The sequence below is a fragment of the Pseudomonas guariconensis genome (assembly GCF_900102675.1).
Classification (GTDB): Bacteria; Pseudomonadota; Gammaproteobacteria; order Pseudomonadales; family Pseudomonadaceae; genus Aquipseudomonas; species Aquipseudomonas guariconensis.
Genome location: NZ_FMYX01000013.1, coordinates 1 through 20,031 on the forward strand (window position 1 = coordinate 1; position 20,031 = coordinate 20,031).

The 20,031-nt window shown below is 64.0% G+C and carries 22 protein-coding genes; 3 read left to right on the top strand and 19 right to left on the bottom strand.

The features are described 5' to 3' along the window. The 5 genes from BLS27_RS19460 to BLS27_RS19480 form a co-directional block, all read right to left on the bottom strand. Window positions 1-1,307: inverse autotransporter beta domain-containing protein (locus BLS27_RS19460; protein ID WP_208599423.1), on the bottom strand; the 1,307-nt coding region annotated here is incomplete at its 3' end. A 411-nt stretch (window positions 1,308-1,718) separates the two neighbouring features. Next, a complete protein-coding gene (locus BLS27_RS19465) occupies window positions 1,719-2,036 on the bottom strand; it encodes a DUF2388 domain-containing protein (protein WP_043215867.1) in 318 nt (105 codons plus the stop codon). 91 nt (window positions 2,037-2,127) lie between these two features. Further along, window positions 2,128-3,477, bottom strand: a complete 1,350-nt coding sequence (locus BLS27_RS19470; RefSeq protein ID WP_090346378.1) for an APC family permease — start codon at window positions 3,475-3,477, stop codon at window positions 2,128-2,130. A gap of 49 nt (window positions 3,478-3,526) precedes the next feature. Continuing rightward, window positions 3,527-5,161 carry an amidohydrolase gene (locus tag BLS27_RS19475; RefSeq protein ID WP_090346381.1) on the bottom strand — a complete coding sequence of 545 codons (1,635 nt, stop codon included), beginning with the start codon at window positions 5,159-5,161 and terminating at the stop codon, window positions 3,527-3,529. A gap of 9 nt (window positions 5,162-5,170) precedes the next feature. Then, window positions 5,171-6,499, bottom strand: coding sequence for a hypothetical protein (locus BLS27_RS19480; protein ID WP_090346384.1), 1,329 nt, complete (start codon window positions 6,497-6,499; stop codon window positions 5,171-5,173). Between the two features lie 213 nt (window positions 6,500-6,712). Here BLS27_RS19480 and BLS27_RS19485 point away from each other — a divergent pair, with 213 nt between their 5' ends. From BLS27_RS19485 to BLS27_RS23690, 3 genes are all read left to right on the top strand, one after another. Continuing rightward, the gene (locus tag BLS27_RS19485) at window positions 6,713-7,642 is read left to right on the top strand and encodes a LysR family transcriptional regulator (RefSeq protein WP_090346387.1); all 930 of its coding nucleotides are present in this window, start codon (window positions 6,713-6,715) and stop codon (window positions 7,640-7,642) included. Window positions 7,643-7,793: 151 nt separating this feature from the next. Beyond that, entirely contained in the window at window positions 7,794-8,858 is a 1,065-nt protein-coding gene (locus tag BLS27_RS19490) for a Tc toxin subunit A (RefSeq protein WP_090346390.1), read from the top strand. Then, window positions 8,804-9,049, top strand: a complete 246-nt coding sequence (locus BLS27_RS23690; protein ID WP_139205764.1) for a hypothetical protein — start codon at window positions 8,804-8,806, stop codon at window positions 9,047-9,049. Before BLS27_RS19490 ends, BLS27_RS23690 begins: the two co-directional genes overlap by 55 nt. A 218-nt stretch (window positions 9,050-9,267) precedes the next feature. Here BLS27_RS23690 and BLS27_RS19495 read toward each other — a convergent pair whose 3' ends face one another. The 14 genes from BLS27_RS19495 to BLS27_RS19555 all read right to left on the bottom strand — a co-directional run bounded on the left by BLS27_RS19495 (window position 9,268) and on the right by BLS27_RS19555 (window position 19,786). Then, on the bottom strand, window positions 9,268-9,669 hold the full coding sequence (locus BLS27_RS19495; protein WP_090346393.1) for a hypothetical protein: 402 nt from the start codon (window positions 9,667-9,669) through the stop codon (window positions 9,268-9,270). Between the two features lie 368 nt (window positions 9,670-10,037). After that, a complete protein-coding gene (locus tag BLS27_RS23695) occupies window positions 10,038-10,343 on the bottom strand; it encodes a hypothetical protein (protein ID WP_139205765.1) in 306 nt (101 codons plus the stop codon). Between the two features lie 164 nt (window positions 10,344-10,507). After that, window positions 10,508-11,119, bottom strand: coding sequence for a cell wall hydrolase (locus BLS27_RS19500; protein WP_090346396.1), 612 nt, complete (start codon window positions 11,117-11,119; stop codon window positions 10,508-10,510). Between the two features lie 49 nt (window positions 11,120-11,168). Then, window positions 11,169-12,086, bottom strand: a complete 918-nt coding sequence (locus tag BLS27_RS19505; protein ID WP_090346399.1) for an AEC family transporter — start codon at window positions 12,084-12,086, stop codon at window positions 11,169-11,171. A 132-nt stretch (window positions 12,087-12,218) separates the two neighbouring features. Then, window positions 12,219-12,527: a DUF3077 domain-containing protein gene (locus tag BLS27_RS19510; RefSeq protein ID WP_238556633.1), complete on the bottom strand. Its 309-nt coding sequence runs from the start codon at window positions 12,525-12,527 to the stop codon at window positions 12,219-12,221. A gap of 250 nt (window positions 12,528-12,777) precedes the next feature. Next, window positions 12,778-13,704, bottom strand: coding sequence for a LysR family transcriptional regulator (locus BLS27_RS19515; RefSeq protein WP_241502446.1), 927 nt, complete (start codon window positions 13,702-13,704; stop codon window positions 12,778-12,780). Window positions 13,705-13,770: 66 nt separating this feature from the next. Beyond that, entirely contained in the window at window positions 13,771-14,646 is an 876-nt protein-coding gene (locus BLS27_RS19520) for a metal ABC transporter substrate-binding protein (RefSeq protein ID WP_090346401.1), read from the bottom strand. Beyond that, window positions 14,643-15,542, bottom strand: coding sequence for a metal ABC transporter permease (locus BLS27_RS19525; RefSeq protein ID WP_070571313.1), 900 nt, complete (start codon window positions 15,540-15,542; stop codon window positions 14,643-14,645). The genes BLS27_RS19520 and BLS27_RS19525 overlap by 4 nt, the downstream gene beginning before the upstream one ends. Continuing rightward, window positions 15,542-16,288 carry a metal ABC transporter ATP-binding protein gene (locus BLS27_RS19530; RefSeq protein WP_090346404.1) on the bottom strand — a complete coding sequence of 249 codons (747 nt, stop codon included), beginning with the start codon at window positions 16,286-16,288 and terminating at the stop codon, window positions 15,542-15,544. The genes BLS27_RS19525 and BLS27_RS19530 overlap by 1 nt, the downstream gene beginning before the upstream one ends. Continuing rightward, entirely contained in the window at window positions 16,285-17,187 is a 903-nt protein-coding gene (locus BLS27_RS19535) for a metal ABC transporter substrate-binding protein (RefSeq protein ID WP_090346407.1), read from the bottom strand. Before BLS27_RS19535 ends, BLS27_RS19530 begins: the two co-directional genes overlap by 4 nt. A 16-nt stretch (window positions 17,188-17,203) precedes the next feature. Then, window positions 17,204-17,773, bottom strand: a complete 570-nt coding sequence (locus BLS27_RS19540) for a DUF6162 family protein (protein WP_043214085.1) — start codon at window positions 17,771-17,773, stop codon at window positions 17,204-17,206. Beyond that, entirely contained in the window at window positions 17,770-18,087 is a 318-nt protein-coding gene (locus tag BLS27_RS19545; RefSeq protein ID WP_043214083.1) for a hypothetical protein, read from the bottom strand. The genes BLS27_RS19540 and BLS27_RS19545 overlap by 4 nt, the downstream gene beginning before the upstream one ends. Beyond that, entirely contained in the window at window positions 18,084-18,617 is a 534-nt protein-coding gene (locus BLS27_RS19550) for a thiamine pyrophosphate-binding protein (protein ID WP_070571318.1), read from the bottom strand. Before BLS27_RS19550 ends, BLS27_RS19545 begins: the two co-directional genes overlap by 4 nt. After that, window positions 18,614-19,786 (bottom strand): PepSY-associated TM helix domain-containing protein, encoded by a 1,173-nt coding sequence (locus BLS27_RS19555; RefSeq protein ID WP_090346410.1) that lies wholly within the window; start codon window positions 19,784-19,786, stop codon window positions 18,614-18,616. The genes BLS27_RS19550 and BLS27_RS19555 overlap by 4 nt, the downstream gene beginning before the upstream one ends. Window positions 19,787-20,031 lie beyond the last annotated feature (245 nt).

Sequence of the window (20,031 nt, forward strand, 5' to 3'; positions counted from 1 at the left end):
AGGGATTTGGTCTCGCCGCCCTGGCCGCTGACGTGGGCGGCGGCGGCCATTTGGATGACCTGCTTCTTGCGGTACTCGAGGACGATGTGGTTGTTGCGTTCGACCAGGTCGTAACGGCTGCCAGCCAGGGTGCGCAGGGCGCCGACGCCGGCGGGGTCGACCTGCTTGGCCCAGGGCTCGCCGATCTGGTAGCTGAACTCGGCACCGACGGTGGTCTCGTTGCCGCCGTTGCCCTTGCGCTGGTCGGCGCTGAGGGTCAGCAAAGGGATGGGCGTGTAGGTGAGACCGACGGTGACGGCGCTGGGGTCTTTCTTGCGGTTGTCCTTGCCGAACAGGCCGACTTCATCGCCGTAATACTGCTCGTAGCTGAGCTTGCCGCCGAGCTGCGGCATCGACGGCAGCCAGGCCTCGGTGCGCAGGTCCCAGCCGTTGGCCGGGCGTTCCTGGTAGTCCTCGACGTCGGGCGAATCCTTCCAGCCGGTCAGACGGGTGTAGCTGTTGGCGTTGACTTTGAGAAAGTCGCACCAGTACTCGACCCCCAGGCCCAGACGGGCGTGTTGGCGGGACAGGTCGTAGTCCAAAAAGCTATTGGCGCCGAGCATGTAGCCGTCGTTGAAACGGCGCACGCCCAGGCCCAGGGTGGTCTGCTGGCGGTCGTCCTTGCGGTGGACGCTGCCTTGGGTGAACAGCAACTGCTCGGGGGTGTCGTGCAGCGGGGCGAGCAATTCGACCTGGGAGTTTTTCAGCGAGAACTTGTCGTCCACATCGATCTGCACCCGGGCGGTGCCGAAGCGGCTGAGCCACTGCTGAGCCTGGCTGCTGGCCTCGCGGGTGGCCAGACCGCGGGCCATGGCGGCAGCGGCGTCGCTGTCAGGGTTGTTGCTGAGGAAGTTGCCGGTGCCGCTGGCCATGGCGGCGAGCTCGCGGGCCTGTTCGTCCTGGGCGTCGGTGGAGGCCTGTGGGTCGGGCGAGTTCAGCTTCGGCAGCGGGTGCGCGGCGGCCGAGGGTACGACCAAGCGATCGCCGGGCTTGAGGGTATCGAGGTCGCGGCCGGGGTTGAGGCTGCGCAGGGTGGCGATGGTGGCGGCGTATTGGGTGGCGATCGAGGCCAGGGTGTCACCCATGGCGAAGGTGTGAAGACGGGAAGGCGCGGGTGATCGCTTGGCCGGTTCAGTGGTGGGGGCGGCACTGGCTGAAGGCGTGGCCAATGCCAGGGTCAACGGAAGGACCGCCTGGACGCCGATGTTGAGCCAGGCAACGGTCTGGGTCGCGAAGGGCGGCCCGCCGTAAAACGTGTGCTTTTTCAATGAAGTTATCATTCCCTGAAGGCCTGAAATGTAACTTCGCGATGGAGCTGTTTATTCGCCCGGCCATTGCCCGTTCGCAAGCAATGGACAGTTTTAGGTGCACTGGAGGAAAAGTGACAAAGAGGAAATAACCAACACCAAGGCGAAGCGGTTGAAAGCAACTTCCATCTTTTCGATAGATGTTACGAGGCCGCCAAACGCAATGGATTGGAAATGCAGTATTTGCGAGTTTCTAACAGCGTCAGGAGGCTTTCAGGGGCAGAATTTACGAAAACGAAAAGAGCGGATCTGTAGGGGTAATCGCATGGAGGTCTTGAATAACGGGATTGTTGTGTTGCGCATCTTCAACGAAAAGGGCCGCAGGAATGCGGCCCTTGGTTTGACGCAGCGTCGAGTGAACGCAGGTCGACGTCAGTTATCAGTCAAGGGATCATCCTGGGAAAGCAGCGCATTGGCCAGTTCCTCGTCACTGGCCTGCAACCCAGGGTTGTCCTTGCGGGCCTGCTCCAGCGCCGATTCCACATAGGCACCGCGAATGACGCCGCCGCTGGCCACGAAGGCCGACAGCTCATCGCGGGCCGGGATGATCCGTTTGTCGTCCTTGAAGGTCGAGTACAGCGAGGCGGAGACCCCCGCAGATGTGGCGACATCGCCCGCATCCACACCAGCCAGGGCAGCCCCTGCCGGGAGCAGGAGCAAGAACGAAGGAACGAGCAGTAGACGGCGCATGGCAAGACCTCCAGGTGAAGCCCAAGGGATTTACTGCATGTTGTTAAGAGCGGTGGCGGTGCTCAGGAGTTCCATTGGCCGCGCCTGTCTGTCACACCTGTAGCGCCATGCGCCCTTGACCACGCAGGTAGAGGCCATAGCCCAGGCCCAGTGCCAGCCACAGGCTCCCGAACGCCAAGGTCGCGGCGCTCATCCCACCTATTACCGTCAGTACAACGGCGATCCCCACCACGGGCACCAGCCAGTGGGCGAACCACCGCCGGCTACGGCCTTGGATGCCCAGTTTCACCAGCACCGAAAGGTGCAGCAGCACGAATGCACAGAGCGCACCGAAGTTGACGAACGACGCCAGACTGTCGATCCGCTCGCACATCACGATGGCGATCACCAGCGACAGTGCGGTCGACAACAGCAGCGCCACGTGAGGCGTGCCATGGCGCCGGTGCAGACGGGCGAACAACCCCGGCAACTGGCGATCGCGGCCCATGGCGAACAACACCCGGGACACACCCACCTGCATCGGCAACACATTGGTGAACCCACACATCAAGGCGATCAGCCAAGCCACCGCCACGGCGCTGAAGGGGCTGATCTGCACGGCCAGCAGTTGATAGATCGCACCGGAGGCATCCGCGATGCGCAACCCCGGCATCAGGTTGCCCAGCACCCAGGTGCTGAGGACGAACAGCACCGCGCAGATCAGCAATACCGCCAGAATGGCCCGCCCGACCAGGCGCCGGTCGCCACCCTTGACCTCCTCCGAAAGGGTCGAGATGGCGTCGAAGCCCAGGAACGACAGCACGCAAATCGAGGTGGCCGCGAACACCTTGCCCAACTCGAGCTGGTTGGCGTCATACAGCGGCGCCAAGGTCAGCGCACCGGCGCCTTTGCCGTCGGCCAAAGCATTTACCGCGAGCATGATCAGCCCCAGCATGACCGCGAACTGCACGACCACCGAGACCAGGCTGATGCGGGTGGTCACCGATACGCCGAACCAGTTCACCGCCAGCGAAACCACCACCAGGCCCACCAGGCAACTGGCGCGGTCCAGGCCCGGCACCAGCGTTTGCAGGCCGACCGCCATGACCAGGAACACCAGCGCCGGAATCAGCAGGTAATCGAGCAGAATCAGCCAGCCGGCGATGAACCCCGGCAACTCGCCCAGGCTGTGCCGGGCAAAGCCGTAGACCGAGCCTGAGCAGGGCACTTCGGCCGACATGGTGGCGTAGCTCTGGGCGGTGAAATACATACACAGGGCGCCGAGCAGGTAGGCCAGGGCGATCAGCCCGCCCGAGGCCTCCCAGACGAAGCCGAAGGTGGTCAGAGGCGCCATCGGCGCAATGTAGGCCAGCCCGTAGGCGAGCAGGTCTTTCATGCCCAGGGTGCGCCGCAGTGTCGCGCCGCCCTCAAGGCTCACAGGTTTCTCGGTGGCAAGGCCCATGGTGAGCTCCGGTTCTTGTCGTTGTTGGAGGGGGCGGCGCAGGTGCGGGTCAGCCGACGAAGCCTGCGTGGCGGTGGACTTCCTGGCCTTCCAGGAGGGTGAGCAGGACCTCGGTGGCGCCGATCTCATGGGGCGCGATGCTGTACAGGTCGCGGTCGAGCAGGATCAGGTCGGCGTACTTACCCACGCTCAAGCTGCCGGTGCTGTCATCGCGCCAGGCGGCATGGGCGGCGTTGAGGGTGTAGCCACGGATCGCCTCGTCGATGCTGATCCGGTGCTGCGGTGTGTGCGCCGGACTGTCGGGGCCGTGGGCAGGGTTCTGGCGGGTGACCGCGCACTGGATGATCTGGAACGGGTCGAATGTGGTCACGCCCCAGTCGCTACTGACCATGCAGGTCACGCCCTGGCGGATGAACTCACCGATCGGGTAGGTCCATTGCGCACGGGCCTCGCCAAGCATGGCATCGACCAGCGGGTCGGCGTCGGGGTTCGGTTGTGCCCAGAGGGTCTGGTAGTTGGCCAGGATGCCCAGCTCGCGAAAGCGTGGGATGTCCGCCGGATCCACCACTTGTAGATGGGCGATCTGGTGGCGCGCGTCCCACGGGCCATTCTGGCGCCGGGCATGTTCGATACCGTCGATGGCCGCACGGGTGGCGCCATCGCCGATGCTGTGCACGTGCAACTGGAAGCGCTCGCGGTCGAAGGCGGCGAAGCACTCGTTGATCTGCGCCTGGGTGAACATCAGTTCGGCATTGCCGCCCGTGTCGCAACGCGGTTCGAGCAACACGGCGGTGCCGTTCTCCAGCACGCCATCAAGGAAGAACTTGGCCGAATGCAGCGACACGCGCTCGCCCTGATAGGTGTTGCGCAGGTCGATCAGCTCGCGCAGTTGCTCATCCAGCGGCTTGTGGGCGAACACCTTGGCGGTGGCGCGCACGCGCAGGGTGAGGTCACCGCGCTCAAGGCACGCCTGGTAGTTCTTCATGTAGTTGCGGCTGACCATCGCATCGAGCACGCCGGTGATACCGCGGCTGTTGAATACTTTGCTGTAGTGGGCCATGGCTTGGAGGTAGTCCGCCTCGCTGTAGCCTGGGGCAATGCGGCCCATGGCCCAGATGGCGTCCTCGACCAGCCAGCCTTTTGGGTTGCCATCGGCCAGGCGCAGGTAGCTGCCGTTGTCCGGCTCCGGACTGCCGGGTCGTACGCCGGCCGCTGCGAAGGCGGCGCTGTTGGCCCAACCGTTGTGGTAGTCGCTGGCGAACATCAGCGCCGGGCGGCCGTCGGTGACGCTGTCGAGCCGCTCTTTGGTCAATTGCTCGGGGGTGAAGCGCGCCGAAGAAAAGCCCACACCACGGATCCAGGGTTTGTCCGGGTTGGCCTGGGCGAAGTCGCGGATGATCGCCAGCAGGTCCTCGACGCTGGTGGCGTCGTACAGCGCCGCGTTGTGGTAGAGGTCGGCGCTGCTGAGCTGGAAATGCACGTGGGTATCCTGCAGCCCCGGCAGCATCAGCTTGCCTTGGGCATGGATGCGCCGGGTGGCGGCATCGGCCAGGCGTTCGATGGTGGCGTTGTCGCCCACGGCCAGGATGCGGCCGTCGCGCACGGCGATGGCCTCGGCCCTGGGCAGGTGCGGATCCTGGGTGCGGATGTCGGCGTGGGTGATGATCAGTTCGGCGGTCTGCATGGCAGGTCCTCAGTAGAGGTAGGTGAAATACATTTCCAGGGCGCGGAAGGTGTCGTCGCCCAACGCCTGCTTGGCTGCGCCCTGGGGTTTGACCCAGTTGTAGGCCAGCGAAGTGTGCAGGTAGGGCGTGGGGTTCCAGTCGAGAAAGACCACGTTCTCGTCGGCGAAGCGGCGATCGTCCACGGGCATGCCGTTGAAGTGCTTTTCGTCCAGCGAGAACTGGTAATGGATGCCGCCCAGCGTCACGGTATCGCTCAGGTGGGTCTTGAGGGTCCACTGGCTGACCCGCTCGTTGCTGTTGAACAGCAAGTAGTTGCCGACCACGTCGCCGATCAACCAGGTGCTCCAGTCGATGAAGCCCTTGCTCAGCGGGTCCCAGCTTTTCTGGGTGCGGTCGCCGGGGGCGTCGTCACCGGAGAAGCGCGCATGGCGATAGCTGAGGATCGGCGTAAGCGGCAGGTGCGCGAACCGGTAGTCGGCCTGGGCGTACCAAGCGTCGGCGTGGTAGTGCATGCCTTCGCCGCTGCCGCGTTGCGCGGCGTACTCACCGTGCAGGGTCAGGGCATCCAGGCTTGGCAGCTGGCCGTTCAGGGCACGCAGATTGAAAACCTGCATGCCATCGCGGGCAGTCAGGTTCTCGCCATGGCCGGCCAGGGAGTCGACCGCCATGGCCATGGCACCGAGGGTGACGCGGTCGGCCAGGCGGTAATCGAGGTTGATGCCGTTGAGGCGAAAGTCGCCTTGGTGATTGTCGCTGCGCAGGCTGAAGACCTGGGCCTGGAGCACGTCGTGGGTATAGCCGAGCAGCGCCGAGTCGCGAAACGCGGTGCGCGGGGCGAGCCAGTAGGCGCCGTCATCGAACATGTCGAGGTTGCCGTCGGCGACGATGAACCCCGTGCCGACCATGAAGTTCTGCCGGCCTGCGGTCAGGCGCCAGTCGCCTACGCGCAGTCCGCCGTAGGCCTCTTCGAGGGCGAAGCGGCCATCGGCGCTGCGGGTGTAGCCACCGGCATCGCCGTCGCCCTGGGTGGTGGCGCCGATCACCGACGCACCGCCAAGCACTTCCACATCCGGCGCCAACGCATAGCCGAGGGTGACTCCCGGCTTGATGTAGAGCTCTTGCCAGTCCACGCGGGTGCCGCCGTTACTGGCGTCGCGCAGGTCCATGCGTCCGGCGCCGAAGTTCACGCCGCGGCTCACGATGTTGGCGGCGCCAGCACCGATGGAGAGCTCGCCCTGCAAGCCATCGAGGTCGAAACGCTGGCCGGCCCAACCGTGCTGGCTAGCGGCGAGTCCACAGAGAAGCAACGCCCGGGCGGGCGAGAGGGTGCGATGCATCGAGGGTGTCCTTTGTTCTTGTTGTTGTCGGCGGGGCAGTGCCGGGCTTTGCGGCCCAGGAGTTCAAAGTGCCGGAGCCAGGGTGGCTTTGCGGGCGCGGTGCGCTGTGGCAGTCTTTCCCGTCACCTTTGGCTTGCGGCACAGGTTAAAGGCCTTCGCTGTGGCGAGTTAGTTATCGCCTGGCATAACACTTGGGAATTTCTGGACTAGATCATGGACAAGTTCCTCAGCCTGCAACTGTTCGTTGCCAGTGCCGAGTACGGCAGTTTCAGCCGGGCCGCCGAGCAGCGGGACATGACACCCTCGGCGGTGGCCAAGTCGATCCGCCGCCTGGAGGCAGAGGTCGGAGCGCGGTTGTTCGAGCGCACCACGCGCAGCATGGCGTTGACCGAGGCCGGCCTTTTGTACCTGGAAAACGCCCGGGACATCCTCGAGCGCATGCGCGAAACCGAAGAGGAAATCGCCCAGTTGCAGCACAGCCTCAAAGGCACGCTACGCGTCACCGGGCCGCTGTCGTTTGGCCGGCCATTTCTCAACGCCGCCTGCGCGCGCTTTTTGCAGGCGCATCCGCAGATGTCCTTGCAGGTGGATCTGAGCGACCAGTACATCGACCTGCTCGACGGCCACTACGACATGGCCTTGCGCCTGGGCCAGAGTGATCTGCCGGGCCTGATCGCCCAGCCCATCGGCGAGAGCCGAGTGGTGCTGTGCGCAAGCCCTGAGTACCTGCGCCGTCACGGCACGCCAATGCACCCGATGCAGTTGGCCGCGCACGAGTGCCTGGTCTATCGGCACCCGGCATTGGGCGATTCCTGGGTGCTGGAAAAGGATGGCGAGCGCCATGCCATCAAGCGCAAAGGGCGGCTGGGCAGCGACAACCTGGAGCTGTTGCTCGAGGCCTGCCTGGCCGGGCAAGGGGTGATTGCCTGCCCGTACTGGAGCGTGCTGCCGTATTTGCACGCGGGGCGGCTGCAGGCGTTTCTCGGCGACTATGCGTTCGATCGCAAAGCCCTGGGCGCGCAGTTGCAGGCGGTGTACCCGAGTACCCGGCGGGCGACGCGCAAGATCGCGGTGTTCATCGAACACCTGCGCACGTACTTGAACGAGGAGGGGATGAGCGCACGCTCTGGGGAAGGGGCTTGAGGCAACTTTTCCCATAGGTCAACTGGTAGACGCCCTACAGATCTGCGAGTTCAGGCGCCAAGGCAGCAGGAATAGCATCCATCGAAACGCCCGGCAGTGCCGTCAGACGGCCAGATCGGGATGGATCGCTCGTATGCCAAGGGAGCCCTAGATGTCTGACCACAGTGATCATGAACCCAACCTGCTTGACCAAATCCTCGAAACCGAACCCGGCATCAAAAGCGCTTTAAGTACCCATGCAGTGGCCCAGGACACAGTCCTGGACCTGCAGGGCAAACCTCCTGCCGCCTTGGTCCAGCGCTTTTGCGGTTTGCGTATGAAGCAAGCCCAGCGACTCAAGGATCGCCTGGACGTGGCCACGGCAGCGATGATGCGCGTATTTCGGGAAAACCGTCTGAGCGCCGCGACACGCCGGGCAGCGGACGAGCTCAAGGGCCCACTAGCACAGAGCAATGGCCCGACGTTCGAGAATCAGTTCTCGCCGTCCTGGGGCAACCACACCCATCCGCAAGCGGTGGATGCCACTACCTCGCCGGCGGCCTACCTGATCGACCTGCTGACCTTCGTGGAGAAAGAGCTGGAGCCGGAGGGGAATGTGCTCAAAGCCGTGACGTTGAAAACGCGGCGTCCTGATCTGTACGACCTTTCGCTCGATGAAGACACCATGAATCGCACGGTGACCCAGGTCGAGGTGGTCAAGCCTGTGGCAGTGTACGTAGCCCGTGTATTGAAAGTCGCAGAGGGTGTCTGGATGCGCGCCCAGGTGCACACCACCCCTGCAGGCACGGTCGAATTCCGTTGCATGATGAACAAGGCGCCTCAGTTCCAAGTCGTGAAGCTGATCCATCCTGTAGAAGGGGCGGGGGTGAAACTGCTCGGGACCAGCTTCAAGAGGAATTTCTTTGGATGGTATGAAAACTCCGAGGAGGTGAAGTCCGCCGAGCTGCCTGCAGCACTGGCCGAGTACGACGCGCAAGGGGTGAGTCAAGGTGCGGGTTTCAGCGTGCAGATCGACGCTGTCGACGAACAACCCCTGGAAAGCGCTGCCAACTTCATCACCGTTCACGCCGAAACCGCGACTAGCACAAAAATGGAGCTCGTTATTGATCAGAGCAGTCTCTGGACGGGCACCTTCCTGCTCAACGGCAATGCGGCCACGCCATGGTTGACCGAGAGCTGGACGCCACCAGAGAAGCCCGCCGCTGGCTGGGCCTGATCTTCGATCCGCAGCGCAAGCAGCCGTCGACGGAAAACCCAGGGCTTGAGTACTGGAACTGCGCCTGGATCATGGCCCAGGACACCCCGGCGGCCGGCCTGGAACACCAATTGCTCGATCCACATACCATTGCGTTGCATGCACCTTCTCACTACCGCAATCCACCACTTGGTCGTGCAGGACGCAGGTGACTACGCACGACTGGGTTATGTGTCGGGGTGGGGTTAGTTGCCATAGGCTATGCAAACAATCCAGGGCCATTCATGGAACTCAGGAAGGCAAAGCACAGCACCCACCGTCTCGGCGTGCCGGGAGGCAGCTGAAGCGGTGGGTGCTGATTTATTTATGTGGCAATCGGTTTGAAGGCCAATTGCGTTTCAAGTGTCATGCCATGTTTATTTCATGCGGGTCAAGGCATTTCTGGAACTGGGAAGGGCAGAGGGCCGATGAGAACATGCTTGGCGATTCGGTTGGGCGAGCCTTCCATGGTCTTGAGATACACCGTTTCATCAGGTGCAACTGGGCCGTTGCCGTTGTATATCTGTGCGGCGGTGAATGCAGCAGGAACTAGTGCTTCGGGTATTTTGAGAAGTAGGCTGCAGTCATCTATGACCGCACCTACGTACTCACCATCTCCGTAACCTAAGTCGGTAATAATTTTCCCAGTGACTGCTATGTGGGTTTCATCGCTGTTGGGTGCGTATGAGATTGAAATTTCCTTGACGAAAATATCTCCAAAGTCCATGAGTGGGTGATAGGGGATGACTTCTTCTTTCTTTATGTTGCTGGCGTTCAGTGTAGAGTTGTTCACGATAGGTTTCCAAATAGTGATAGGTCCAGTCTGCTGTGTAAGCAATCCGGAGTTGTCATTATTCTAACTATCGATAATTTGGGTAACTAGCAATATGGGCAGGTGTCGTGCGCCCGATAACTGAAAAAGCTATGTGATAAAGATGTGTGGCTGGAGTCAACGCTGAAGCGGAGGGGGCATAGCCTTCAATTCAAGGGCTGCCGGTGCAGCGGTGTAAGGTTCGCGCCATCCTGGTATTAAGCAAAGCACAGCGCCCACAAGTCCGATATGCCGTGATGACCTTCGAATCCGTGGGCGCTGACTTATTTATGTGGTAATAGGCTTGAGTTTAGGGGGCGTAGATGATCATCATTCAGGCGCTATTGCGGTTAAATAGGGCCTATGTAAATGCGCTTGCTGGTATAAGTATTGGCGTTAGAGTCAAATTGGGTGATTATGGTAACTTTATCGCTAGGCGCGATCGGGCCGCCATTCGCTATTTGGGCAGCACTGAATGCTGCCGGCGCGAGAGCTTCGGGTACCTTGATTTCTAGGAGTTGTCCTTCGTTGGTGTTCAGTCGTAGATAAGTGCTGTCGCTATTAGGTGTGTAGGATATGGATAGTTCGGTGGGTGTAAATGTATAATCAATTTTACTAACGTCGTTGCTGTCAACTTTAGGCGGGGTGTTGGTCATCTTCGGTTTCCAGAATGATTTATGGGGAGCCAATCTCGCCAGATAGTGAGGTTGGTGCGGCTATTGTTTTATATTCAAGAGAATGTGGTAACTGGTACATGCAATGGGGTTTCAGGGAAAGTACGAGAAGAGCCCTGGCGTTGCATGTAACGTGCCCGTCGCCTTTATCGCGCCAACGCCTGATTAGGCCTGTAAAACAAGAAATGCGTGGTCTCGGCCGTCTTGCGATAGGCCTTGGCCCACTGCGGCCGCACCGTGCGGTCATGGAAATACAGCGCGCCGCCCGTGGGGTCCTTCAACTGCTGGTTCAGGGCCTTGCGGGCGATTTCTTTGGCCACGGCATAGCGCTGCTCCTCCTCGACCTGATCAGGTCGCCCATCGCACCACCAGGAAAACTGGCAGGCCTTGGTTTCCACCCCTTGCTTGACCACCCCGCAAATCGTATCGGGGAAGCCTTCGTGGCCCAGACGGTTGAGCACCACACTGGCCACGGCGCTCATGTCCTGGGCGTTGGCGCCTTTCGATTCCCAATAGATGGTGCGCGCAAGGCAGGTGATGCTGTCATCCAACGGCGCCTGGCCGGCGGGGTCGACCGCTTTCACTTCACCGGGCGTGAGGGTTTCTTTCTTCTTGGGCGGTGGCGCGTCATCGACCACTTTCTCTTCCAGCACTTGCGCCTTGTCCTCGGCCACGGCGGCCTTGGGGCTGTCGGCTGCGTGCAGCGGGCCTGCGAGCAGGGCCAGGGTCAGGCCGAACACCAGCGACGAGGTGCGCATGGTCGAGTTTTCCGCGAGGTGAGGTGAATCACAGTCTAGCCAAGCGGATTCAACTCAGCGCCAGGCTCAGCACCAGTGGCAGGGTGACGGCGGCAGCGACGGTCTGCAGGGCGATGATCGTGGCCATCAGCGGTGCGTTGCCGCCCATCTGTCTGGCCATCACATAGGACGACGACGCGGTCGGCAGGGCCTGGAACAGCACGGCCACCACCGCCGCCTGACCGCCCAGGCCCAACAGTCGGCACAGGCCCCAGGTGGTCAGTGGCATCACCAGGAACTTGAACGCCGAGGCCGCCACCAAGGGCCGCACCTGCCGGCCCAGGCGAGCGCCGCCCAGCGCTGCGCCCACGCACAACAACCCCAGGGGCAGGGCGGCCTGGCCCAGGGCCTTGACCGTGGGCTCGAGCCCAGGCGGCAGGCCCAGCCCGGTCACCCGCAACAGCAGGCCGCCGGCGCAGCCGACGATCAACGGGTTGGCGAAGATCGCCCGCAGCACCGTGATTGGTGAGCTGTGCCGGGCGCTGAAACGGGCGAACACCAGCACACACAGCAGGTTCACCAACGGCACGATGGCAGCGTTGGCCACCGCCGCCAGAGCGATGCCGGCACTGCCGTAAAGACCTGCGGCGAGGGTGGCACCGATGTAGTTGTTGAAGCGCACGCCTCCCTGGAACACCGAGGTGAAGTCAGCGCCGTCGTGGTTGACCGCGCCCTGGTAGAGCACCAGCAGCAGCGCGCCGAGCACGGTCGAAAGCATCAACACGCCGACCATGCCCAACACTGGCACGCCGTCCAGGTTGGCCGTGGCCAGGCCATGCAGAAACAAAGCGGGCAGCAGCACGTAGTAGCTCAGACGCTCGGCACCGGGCCAGAACGTCTCGCCCAGAACCCCCCGCACCCGCAGCACGGTGCCCAAGGCGATCAGCAAGATGATGGGGAGCAGGGTAGTCAGGAGCAGAGGGAGCATGGCGGCAGTCCGTGTCGGGTTACGGCACAGACTAGCCGCGCCAGTCAGCATAAAAAAACGTTGTTTTCTGCAGTGACCCTTGAGGAAAACTGCACGGTCAGACGGTCACGTCTCGCGCAGTCACAGCCATGGCTAGTCGATGGTCTTTGTCACCTGCTGTCTCTCCAGCCCATCCAGCAGCGCCTCCACCAATGCCTTGCCGGCCTCCAGTGCATGGTCATTGCCCAGCAGCAGGTCATGGCAGGTGCCGTCGGTTATTTGCAAGGCTTTGAGGTTGCTGGCGCAGGCGCCTTTGAGCAGGGAACTGAGATGGACCAGGGCGTCTTCGAGTTCGACGCCAGCGCAGACGCTGAACAGGGGAGGGTGGCTGTGTTCGCAGCTGCCGAATGCGGCGGGAGCCGTGGTGCTGCGGTGGGGTGGGTCCGGGATGGCTTTCGTCATTGTGTCGCTCCTTGATTCAATGGAGCCGCCACAATTCGCTACCAAACGAATGGTGACGGCTGTACGCAGGTTGGTAGACCGGGAATCAAGGAAACCGGCGCGCACGAGTGCGCCCTACGCACAGCCGCCATGACACGAAACAGCCAGGCACTAAAAAAGCGCCAGCTGAAACGCAGAGCGGGCGCTTGTGCGCCTTGATTGATCGCGGGCTACCAAACCCGGCTGCTGGATTGACAGCAGCGCGCACAGGTTACCGGCCTAGGGCAGGCGATTCAAGGCGCGATTCCGGCAGGGGGCCGCTGCGCGGCCCATCGCAGGCCTCCAACGCGGTCTTGAGCACGGCGCTCAGGTGCCGCCGCTGGCTCTTCTCATGTTCGAGCAACACCACCCGGCGGACTAGCTGCGGCTCGCCGAACGGCAGGCGGATGGCCGGGGGCAGGCGTTCGAGGTCGTCGTCGGCCATGGGGATGATCGCGACCCCAAGCCCCATGGCCGCCATGCGCGCGAGCGCCTCCTGGCTGTCCAGCTCCATCTGTTCGTGCACTTGCAAGTGCTGGCGGCGCAGCTCCTGTTCGATCTGCCGCCCGGCCCAGGCGCGCTTGTCAAAACGCAAGAAGGGCTGGCTGGCGAGCAGCTCGGGCAGGCTTTGGCCAGCGAGCTCGGGGCTGGCGATGGCCCAGAAGCGGTCTTCGAACAGCGGGGTGTGGTTCAGGCTCTGAGGGTAGGGTGGCACTGGCTCGGTGGTGATCGCCGCATCCAGCTCGCCGTCCTCCACGCGCCGGGCCAGCTCAGCTGACATGCCGGAAAAAACGCTGATGTGCAGCTGCGGATGATGGGCCTTGATCCACACCAGCGCCTTGGGCAGGCGCCGGGCCAGCACTGTGTGGATCGCCCCGAGGCGCAGGCGCCCCCGCAGGCTCGGGCCATTGGCCAGGGCATCGGCCAGCTCGTCATAGGCGGCCAGGATGCTTTCGGCGCGGGCCACGGCCAGTTGCCCGGCCTCGGTCAGTACCACCTGACGCCGGCTGCGGTCGAACAGCGGGACCTGCAGTTCGTCCTCGAGGGTCTTGATGTGCAGGCTCACCGCCGAGGGCGTCAGGCTGAGCAGATCGGCGGCGCGGGCGAAGGTACCGTGGCGGGCGATGGTCACCAGGGTGCGCAGGGCTTTGAGGGACACGCAGGCGGCTCCGGGCTGGAATGAGCGCACGTTACAAGTTCGCAGCCGCGCACGGCAAGGGCCGGCTCAGCCTTGGCGCAACGCGGCCACCACCTGCTCGACGCTGGCCTTGAGGCCACCGACGGTGTCGTCCGGGTCGCTGTCGAGCACCAGCAACCGGGCGCCCGCGGCCTTGATCGCCTCGGCCACCGGAGGGGCGGGCTGGCGGTGGTGCAGCACCAGGGCCACGTCCTGGGCCTTGAGGGTGTCGCCCAAGGCCTTGAGGTCGGCCTCGTGCCAGGTGTCCTGGGCGGGCACCGGTTGCTCCACTACATCCAGGTTCAGACCGCTGGCCAGGTAACCCAGGCGGTCGGACAAACTCACCACGCTCAGGTTATCGACCTCGGCCAACTGTGTCTGGGCCTCGGCGGCCAGGCTCAGCAACTGACGCTTGAGGCTGGCGAGGTTGGCCTGGATCTTTGCTTTGTCCGCCGGCGACAGGCGCTCCAGGTCATTGGCCACCACGTCGGCCATGCGCCCGAGGTTGGTCGGGTTGAGCCAAGGGTAGGCGATGAAGGCGTCTTCACCTGTGACCGCGATGCCCGGCAGCGCACCATCGACCGGCCGCGCCGCATCGATCTCGACGATACGGATGTTGCTGCGCCGGGCCATGGGGTAGAGCGGGTCGTCGCGCCAGATCGAGCGCACGCCGATCACCGCGTCGGCCTGTTGCGCCGCCTTGTGCAGACTGGCGCCGCCCCTGCCGCTGAAGTACGACGGCTGGCGCGTGGCTGGCAAGTTGGCCGGTGCTGCGCGCTTGAGCTGCACCGAGGTGCCGTCGAGCAGAGCCTGCGCCAGGCTGTGGGTGACCGGTAACGTGGTGAGTACTTCGGTGCTGTAGGAGAGCGTGGGCACGCCGGCCAGGGCGAGGGCCAGCGTCAGGTGCTTGAGGGAGAGGGTCATGCCGGGTTTCCTTGCAGGCGGGGGACGAGGGCGCGGGCCAGGGCGGCGAGGGCGAAGCACGCGCCGGCCACCAGGATGATCGCCGCGCCCGAGGGCACAGGCAGGTCGAAGACGATCGGCAGCAAGATGCCGAGCAGGGTGCTCAGGGTGGCGATGATCACCGACAGGAAGAAAAACCCCTTGAGCGACTGGCTGACCAGCCGGGCCGCCGCCGCTGGAATCACCAGCAGGGCGCCCACCAGGATCGCCCCGATCACCTTCACCGAGGCCACGGTGACCAGCGTCACCAGCACCACGAACAGGTAGTCCAGGGTCTTGACCGCCACCCCGCGTACCGCCGCCAGTTGCGGGTTGAAGCTGGCCAGCATGATGCGGTTGTAGAGCGGCAGGGCCAGGGCCAGGACCAGGAGCGCGACGATGCCCAGCACCACCAGGTCCTGGGCGCTGACGGTGAGCACCGAGCCGAACAACACGTTCTCCAGAATGTGTACGTTGATCTTGCCGGCCAGCATCAGCAGCAAGCTCGCGCCCAGCGCCAGGGACACCGAGAGGAACACGCCGATCAACGTGTCCGGCGAGAGCCCGGTGCGGTTGCGCAAGAAATTGAGCAGCAGGCCAAACAGCAGGCAGTAGCCGAACAGGCTGCCATAGGGCCCGGTGTAGGGCTCGCCCAGCAGGATGCCGATGGCCACGCCGGTGAGCGCCGCGTGGCCGACCGCCTCGGAAAAGAAGGCAAAGCGCTTGACCACCACCAGGGTGCCCAGCCCGCCCAGCACCGGGCCGATCATAAGGCCTGCGAGCAGGGCGTTGATCACGAACCCGTAGGCCAGGGCCTCGGGCAGGTAGCCAGCGGTGGCCCAGGCCTGGACCAACTGGCGGAAGGCGTCATAGCTCATCAGGCAAGGCTCCCGCTGCGAGGGTGAACGCTGAACAGGCCAAGCAGGCGCTGCGGTGTGAGGGCCTGGGCGGGTGGGGCGTCGAACAGCACCTGGCGGTTCAGACCGGTGACCCGGTCGGCCAGGCGCAACACGGCTTCAAGGTCGTGCTCGATCCACAGCACCGTGGTACCCGCCTGGCGCCAGGCCGTGAGCAGTTGCTCGAACACCTGGATACCGGCTTCGTCCAGGGCCGACATGGGTTCGTCGAGTACCAGCAGCTGAGGTTCGGGGATCAGCCCTTGGGCCAGCAGCACGCGCTGGCGTTCGCCCCCGGAGAGGGCGCCCATGCGCCGTTTGCGTTTCTCGAGCATGCCGACCCGCGCCAGGGCCGCGTCGATGGCTGGCCGCTCGCGACCGGCCAGGCCCAGGAAGGCCGGGCGACGCTGGCACAGGGCGGCCATGAAATCGTCCACGGTCATCGGCAGGCCCCGGTCGAACTCCAGAGCCTGGGGCACGTAGCCGATCACTTCGCGCTCGGTCGGCCAGTGCAGGGTCAACTGGCCCTGGTGCGGCATCTGCCCAAGCAAGGTCTTGATCAACGAACTCTTGCCGCCGCCATTGGGGCCGACGATGGCATGCACGCTGCCGGCGGCGACGCTGAAGGCCACGTTTTCGAGAATGCGCGTACGCCCCAGGGTCAGGTCGATGCCGGCGAACTCGATGCGCGGCCCGCAGGCGGCGCCGAGGTGGGCGGCTGCGGTCATGTGCGGGTCTCCTGGATGGCGCGTACCACGGTGTCCAGGTTGCGCTTCATCTCCACCTCGTACTTGTCCTGGGTGTACTCGCCGTAGGAGATGTGGGTCAGCGGGTAGATGCGCACGCCCGCTTCGCGCTGGATGGTGTCGACATAGGCTGACGGGAAGTCCATCTCCGAGAAGATCACCTGCACATCCAAGGCCTTGAGCTGGTCGATGGTCTTCTTGAGCTGCGCCGGGCTCGGCTCGATGCCATGGGCCGGCTCGACCACGGCGGTGACTTCCAGACCGAAGTCGCGCACCAGGTAGTCGTAGGCGGCGTGGATGGTGGCTACGCGCAAGGTGGCGTCCGGTGCCTGGGTGACCTGGGCCAGGGCCTCGGCGCGCAGCGTGCGCAGGCGCTTGGCGTAGGCGCGGGCGTTCTGGGTGTAGGCCTTGGCGTTGTCCGGGTCGAGCTTGCCCAGCTCGCGGGCGATGTTGTTGACCTGGGCGATGGTCGCGCTGATCGACAGGAAAGTGTGCGGGTTGACCACCTTGCCCGCGCCCCGGGCGGCGATCCCGGTGGCGGCCAGCAGCGGCACGTTGGCGTTGGACTCGATGGTCTTGATGTCGGGTTTTTCGCTGGCGGCGATCATGCGGTCGGCAAAGTCATCGTGGCCCACACCGTTGAGCACGATCACATCCAGGGTGCCGATGCGCTTGATGTCTTCGGCCCGCGGCTCGTAGGCATGGGGGTTGAAGCCTGCCGGAATCAGCGGTACCACCTCGGCCTTGTCGCCGACGATATTGGTCACATAGCTGTAGTAGGGGTGCAGGGTGATGCCGATGCGCAGGGGCTTGCCGTTGTCGGCCTGGGCCAGGGCCGGCAAGGCGCAGGCCAACAGCAGGGTGAGGACGAAGCGGAGCATGGGGGTATCCTTCGGTTCAGTGGCGGTGTTGGCGGGTGACCCCGGCGTCGTAGTGGCTGACCACCTGCTGCCAGCCGGCGGCGATCAGCGCGGTCTGGCCCAGGTCGTCCGGGGCCAGGGCGCTGCGGTCACGGCGCAGCCAGACATCCGGCTGTTCGCCGTCGCCAGAAGGCAGGATCAGCAGCAGGCTGCCCGCCACCTGGGCGTCCTGGCTGCGGCCCAGGTAGGCGCCGCTGGGCAGTCGCTGCCAGTGGTGACCTCCGCGGCGCTGGCTGCTGGCGTCGGGCACGAAGGGCGGCAGGCCTTCCTCGGCCAAGGCCTCCACGTCCGGGACCTGGCCGCTTTCCTCGCGCAGCAGCGCGATCTCCTCGACCGCTACCCACAGGTCGGTGTACAGGCCTTGCTCGGCGGCGGTGAGGTCGCGGCGGGCATCGATCTGGTGGGCCGCGATGGCCACTTCGTCTTCGCGCTCACCGCGCAGCACCACCACCGTGGTGGCGAGGGTGATGATCAGCAGGGCGGCGAGCAGCACGTACAAGGTCTCGTGCCCGGCACCGGCCGGGCGTACCACCTGGGCCCGGCTCATGGCGCGCCTATGTCGGCATGGTCGACTTCCACCACATGGCCGGGGCCTGCGTCGAACAGCACATAGAACTCACCCTCGGGGCGCTTGAAGGTCAGGGTGGAGTCTTCGCCGAGCTTGCTGGCCAGCAGCACCTGTTCGTCATAGCCGATCACGTCCAGGGTCACTCCCGGTGCGCCGCTGCCGTCGGAGAACCCGCCTTTGCAGGTGATCTGGTCGGCCGATTCGGTGCATTCGCACATGGGGTTATGGGCCTGCGCAGGCAGCGCGACGCCCAGCAGCAGGGGCAGGGCGAGGACGCCCATCCAGTGTTTCATTGCTTGCCTCCTTGTTTCTGAAGCCACGCCACGGTGGCCGGCGATGCCTTGGCCAGCGGAATCGAGGCCTGGTGCATCTGCCCGTCCCAGCCTTCGAAGGTGAGCCACAGCTCGGCGTCGGGCCGGGTCTTTTGCGGAATGTTGACCTCGCCGGTCATGCGATAAGGCGTGCCGACGAACAGCGCGCCGGCTGCCCGCAGGCTGCGCGGTTTGCCCACGCGCAGGTACACCGCCTTGATGTCGCTGCACTGCTCGCACAGGGCGATCTTGAACTGCTTGAAGTAGCCCGCCGGGCCGTCGGAGCGCGGCGCCTCGTCGAAGCGCTCGGCCAGGCGCACGCTCCACGGGCCGGCATTCAGTTCGCCCAATTCACGTTCGCCCAGGCCGATTTCGCCACGGTCCATCGAGGCTTCATGCAAGTACTTGGGCATCAGCCCGAGGGGAATCAGCACCAGCAGGATGTTCAGGTGAAATCGCCACTTCAGCCAGAAACGTTTGACTGGCGACTGGGGTGGGGTGTGCTTGCTCATAGGCTGGCCTCCGACGCGGTCGCCGCGCGTGCCCGGGGCTGGCGCTTGAGCGCAGCGGCGGTGGCCTGGGCGGTGCGCTTGGTCCAGATCAACAGGCCGCTGAGCACCATCAAGGTCAGCATCAGGCCAAAGAAGGCCCAGATCAGCTTGACCCAGATACCGCCGAAATCACCGGTGTGAAGCGGGCGCATGGACTCGGTGACGAACTCCAGGGCCGAGCGGTCCGAAACCATGAACGAAGCCTCGACCTTGCTGTTGTAGGGGTTGACGTTGACTGTTTCGAACATCAGCGGATACCAGCCGCGCCCGCCCATGTAGTAATGGCTGTAGGCATTGCCCGGCAGGGTGATGAAGGTCACCTCGAAGCCTGGGAAGCGCTCGGTGGCGGCGCGCTCGGCCTCGTCCAGGCTGATCGGCGTTGGCGCATGGCCGTCGGCGGTGCGCGGCACGTCTTCGCGGGCGATGGCCGGCACGATCGGCTCGCTGGAAATCGTCACGTGGTTATCGGCCAGCGTGGCCTGGATCAGGAACCAGGTGCCGGTGATGGAGATGGTGGCGATGAACCAGATCGACCAGACCCCGCTCAGGCGGTGCAGATCGCCCCAGAAGATCCGCGAACCGTGGCCCAGGCGCGGCAGCTTGAAAAAGCCTTTCCAGAAGCGCTTGTACACCACCAGCCCGGTGACCAGCGAGGCGAGCAGCGGCAGCCCCAGCAAGGACACCAGGTACCAGCCCCAGCTGTAGCCGTTGGTGAACGGCACCAGCCACCAGCCGTGCAGTGCCCGGGTGAAGGCTTCGAAATCGAAGGTCGGGCTCTTGCCCTGGATCGCTCCGGTGTAGGGGTTCACGTACAGGATCGGTGACGTGCCGTCGGGGTAGGTGACGCTGGCGGTGAGGGCGAAGTGCGCCTCGCCCGGCTTGCTGATGTAGTTCACCGCGATGGCCGGGTCGGCGCGGTGGATCGCGTCGAGCACCTGCTGGTAGCTCAGCGGCTGGGCGTCATCGTGGGGCTTGCTGGCGCGCACGTCTGGGTTGGCCAGCCAGACGATTTCTTGGCTAAGCACGGCCAGGGTGCCGGTCACGCAGACGATCAACACGAAGAACCAGATGGGCAACGCCAGCCAGCTGTGCACCAGGAACCAGGTTTTGGAGCGGGACTTTTTCGACATGAGTACCGGTCTTGTTGGGCAAATGAGCCACGACATCGCGCAACGGCCCAGGCGGGCTTTTCGCGACTGAATCGCATTCGTTTCTATATGTGACGAATGAGCGGCAAAAACCTGCGGGGCAAAATGCAAAAAAATATTTCAAAGCCTCTGGGCCGCGGCGTTGCGCCGAGCCTAAATCCGCCGAATTGAGTTTCGTTCCTAACTGCATGCGAGTGCCCCGGCACTACGAATGAACTTTTAGGAAG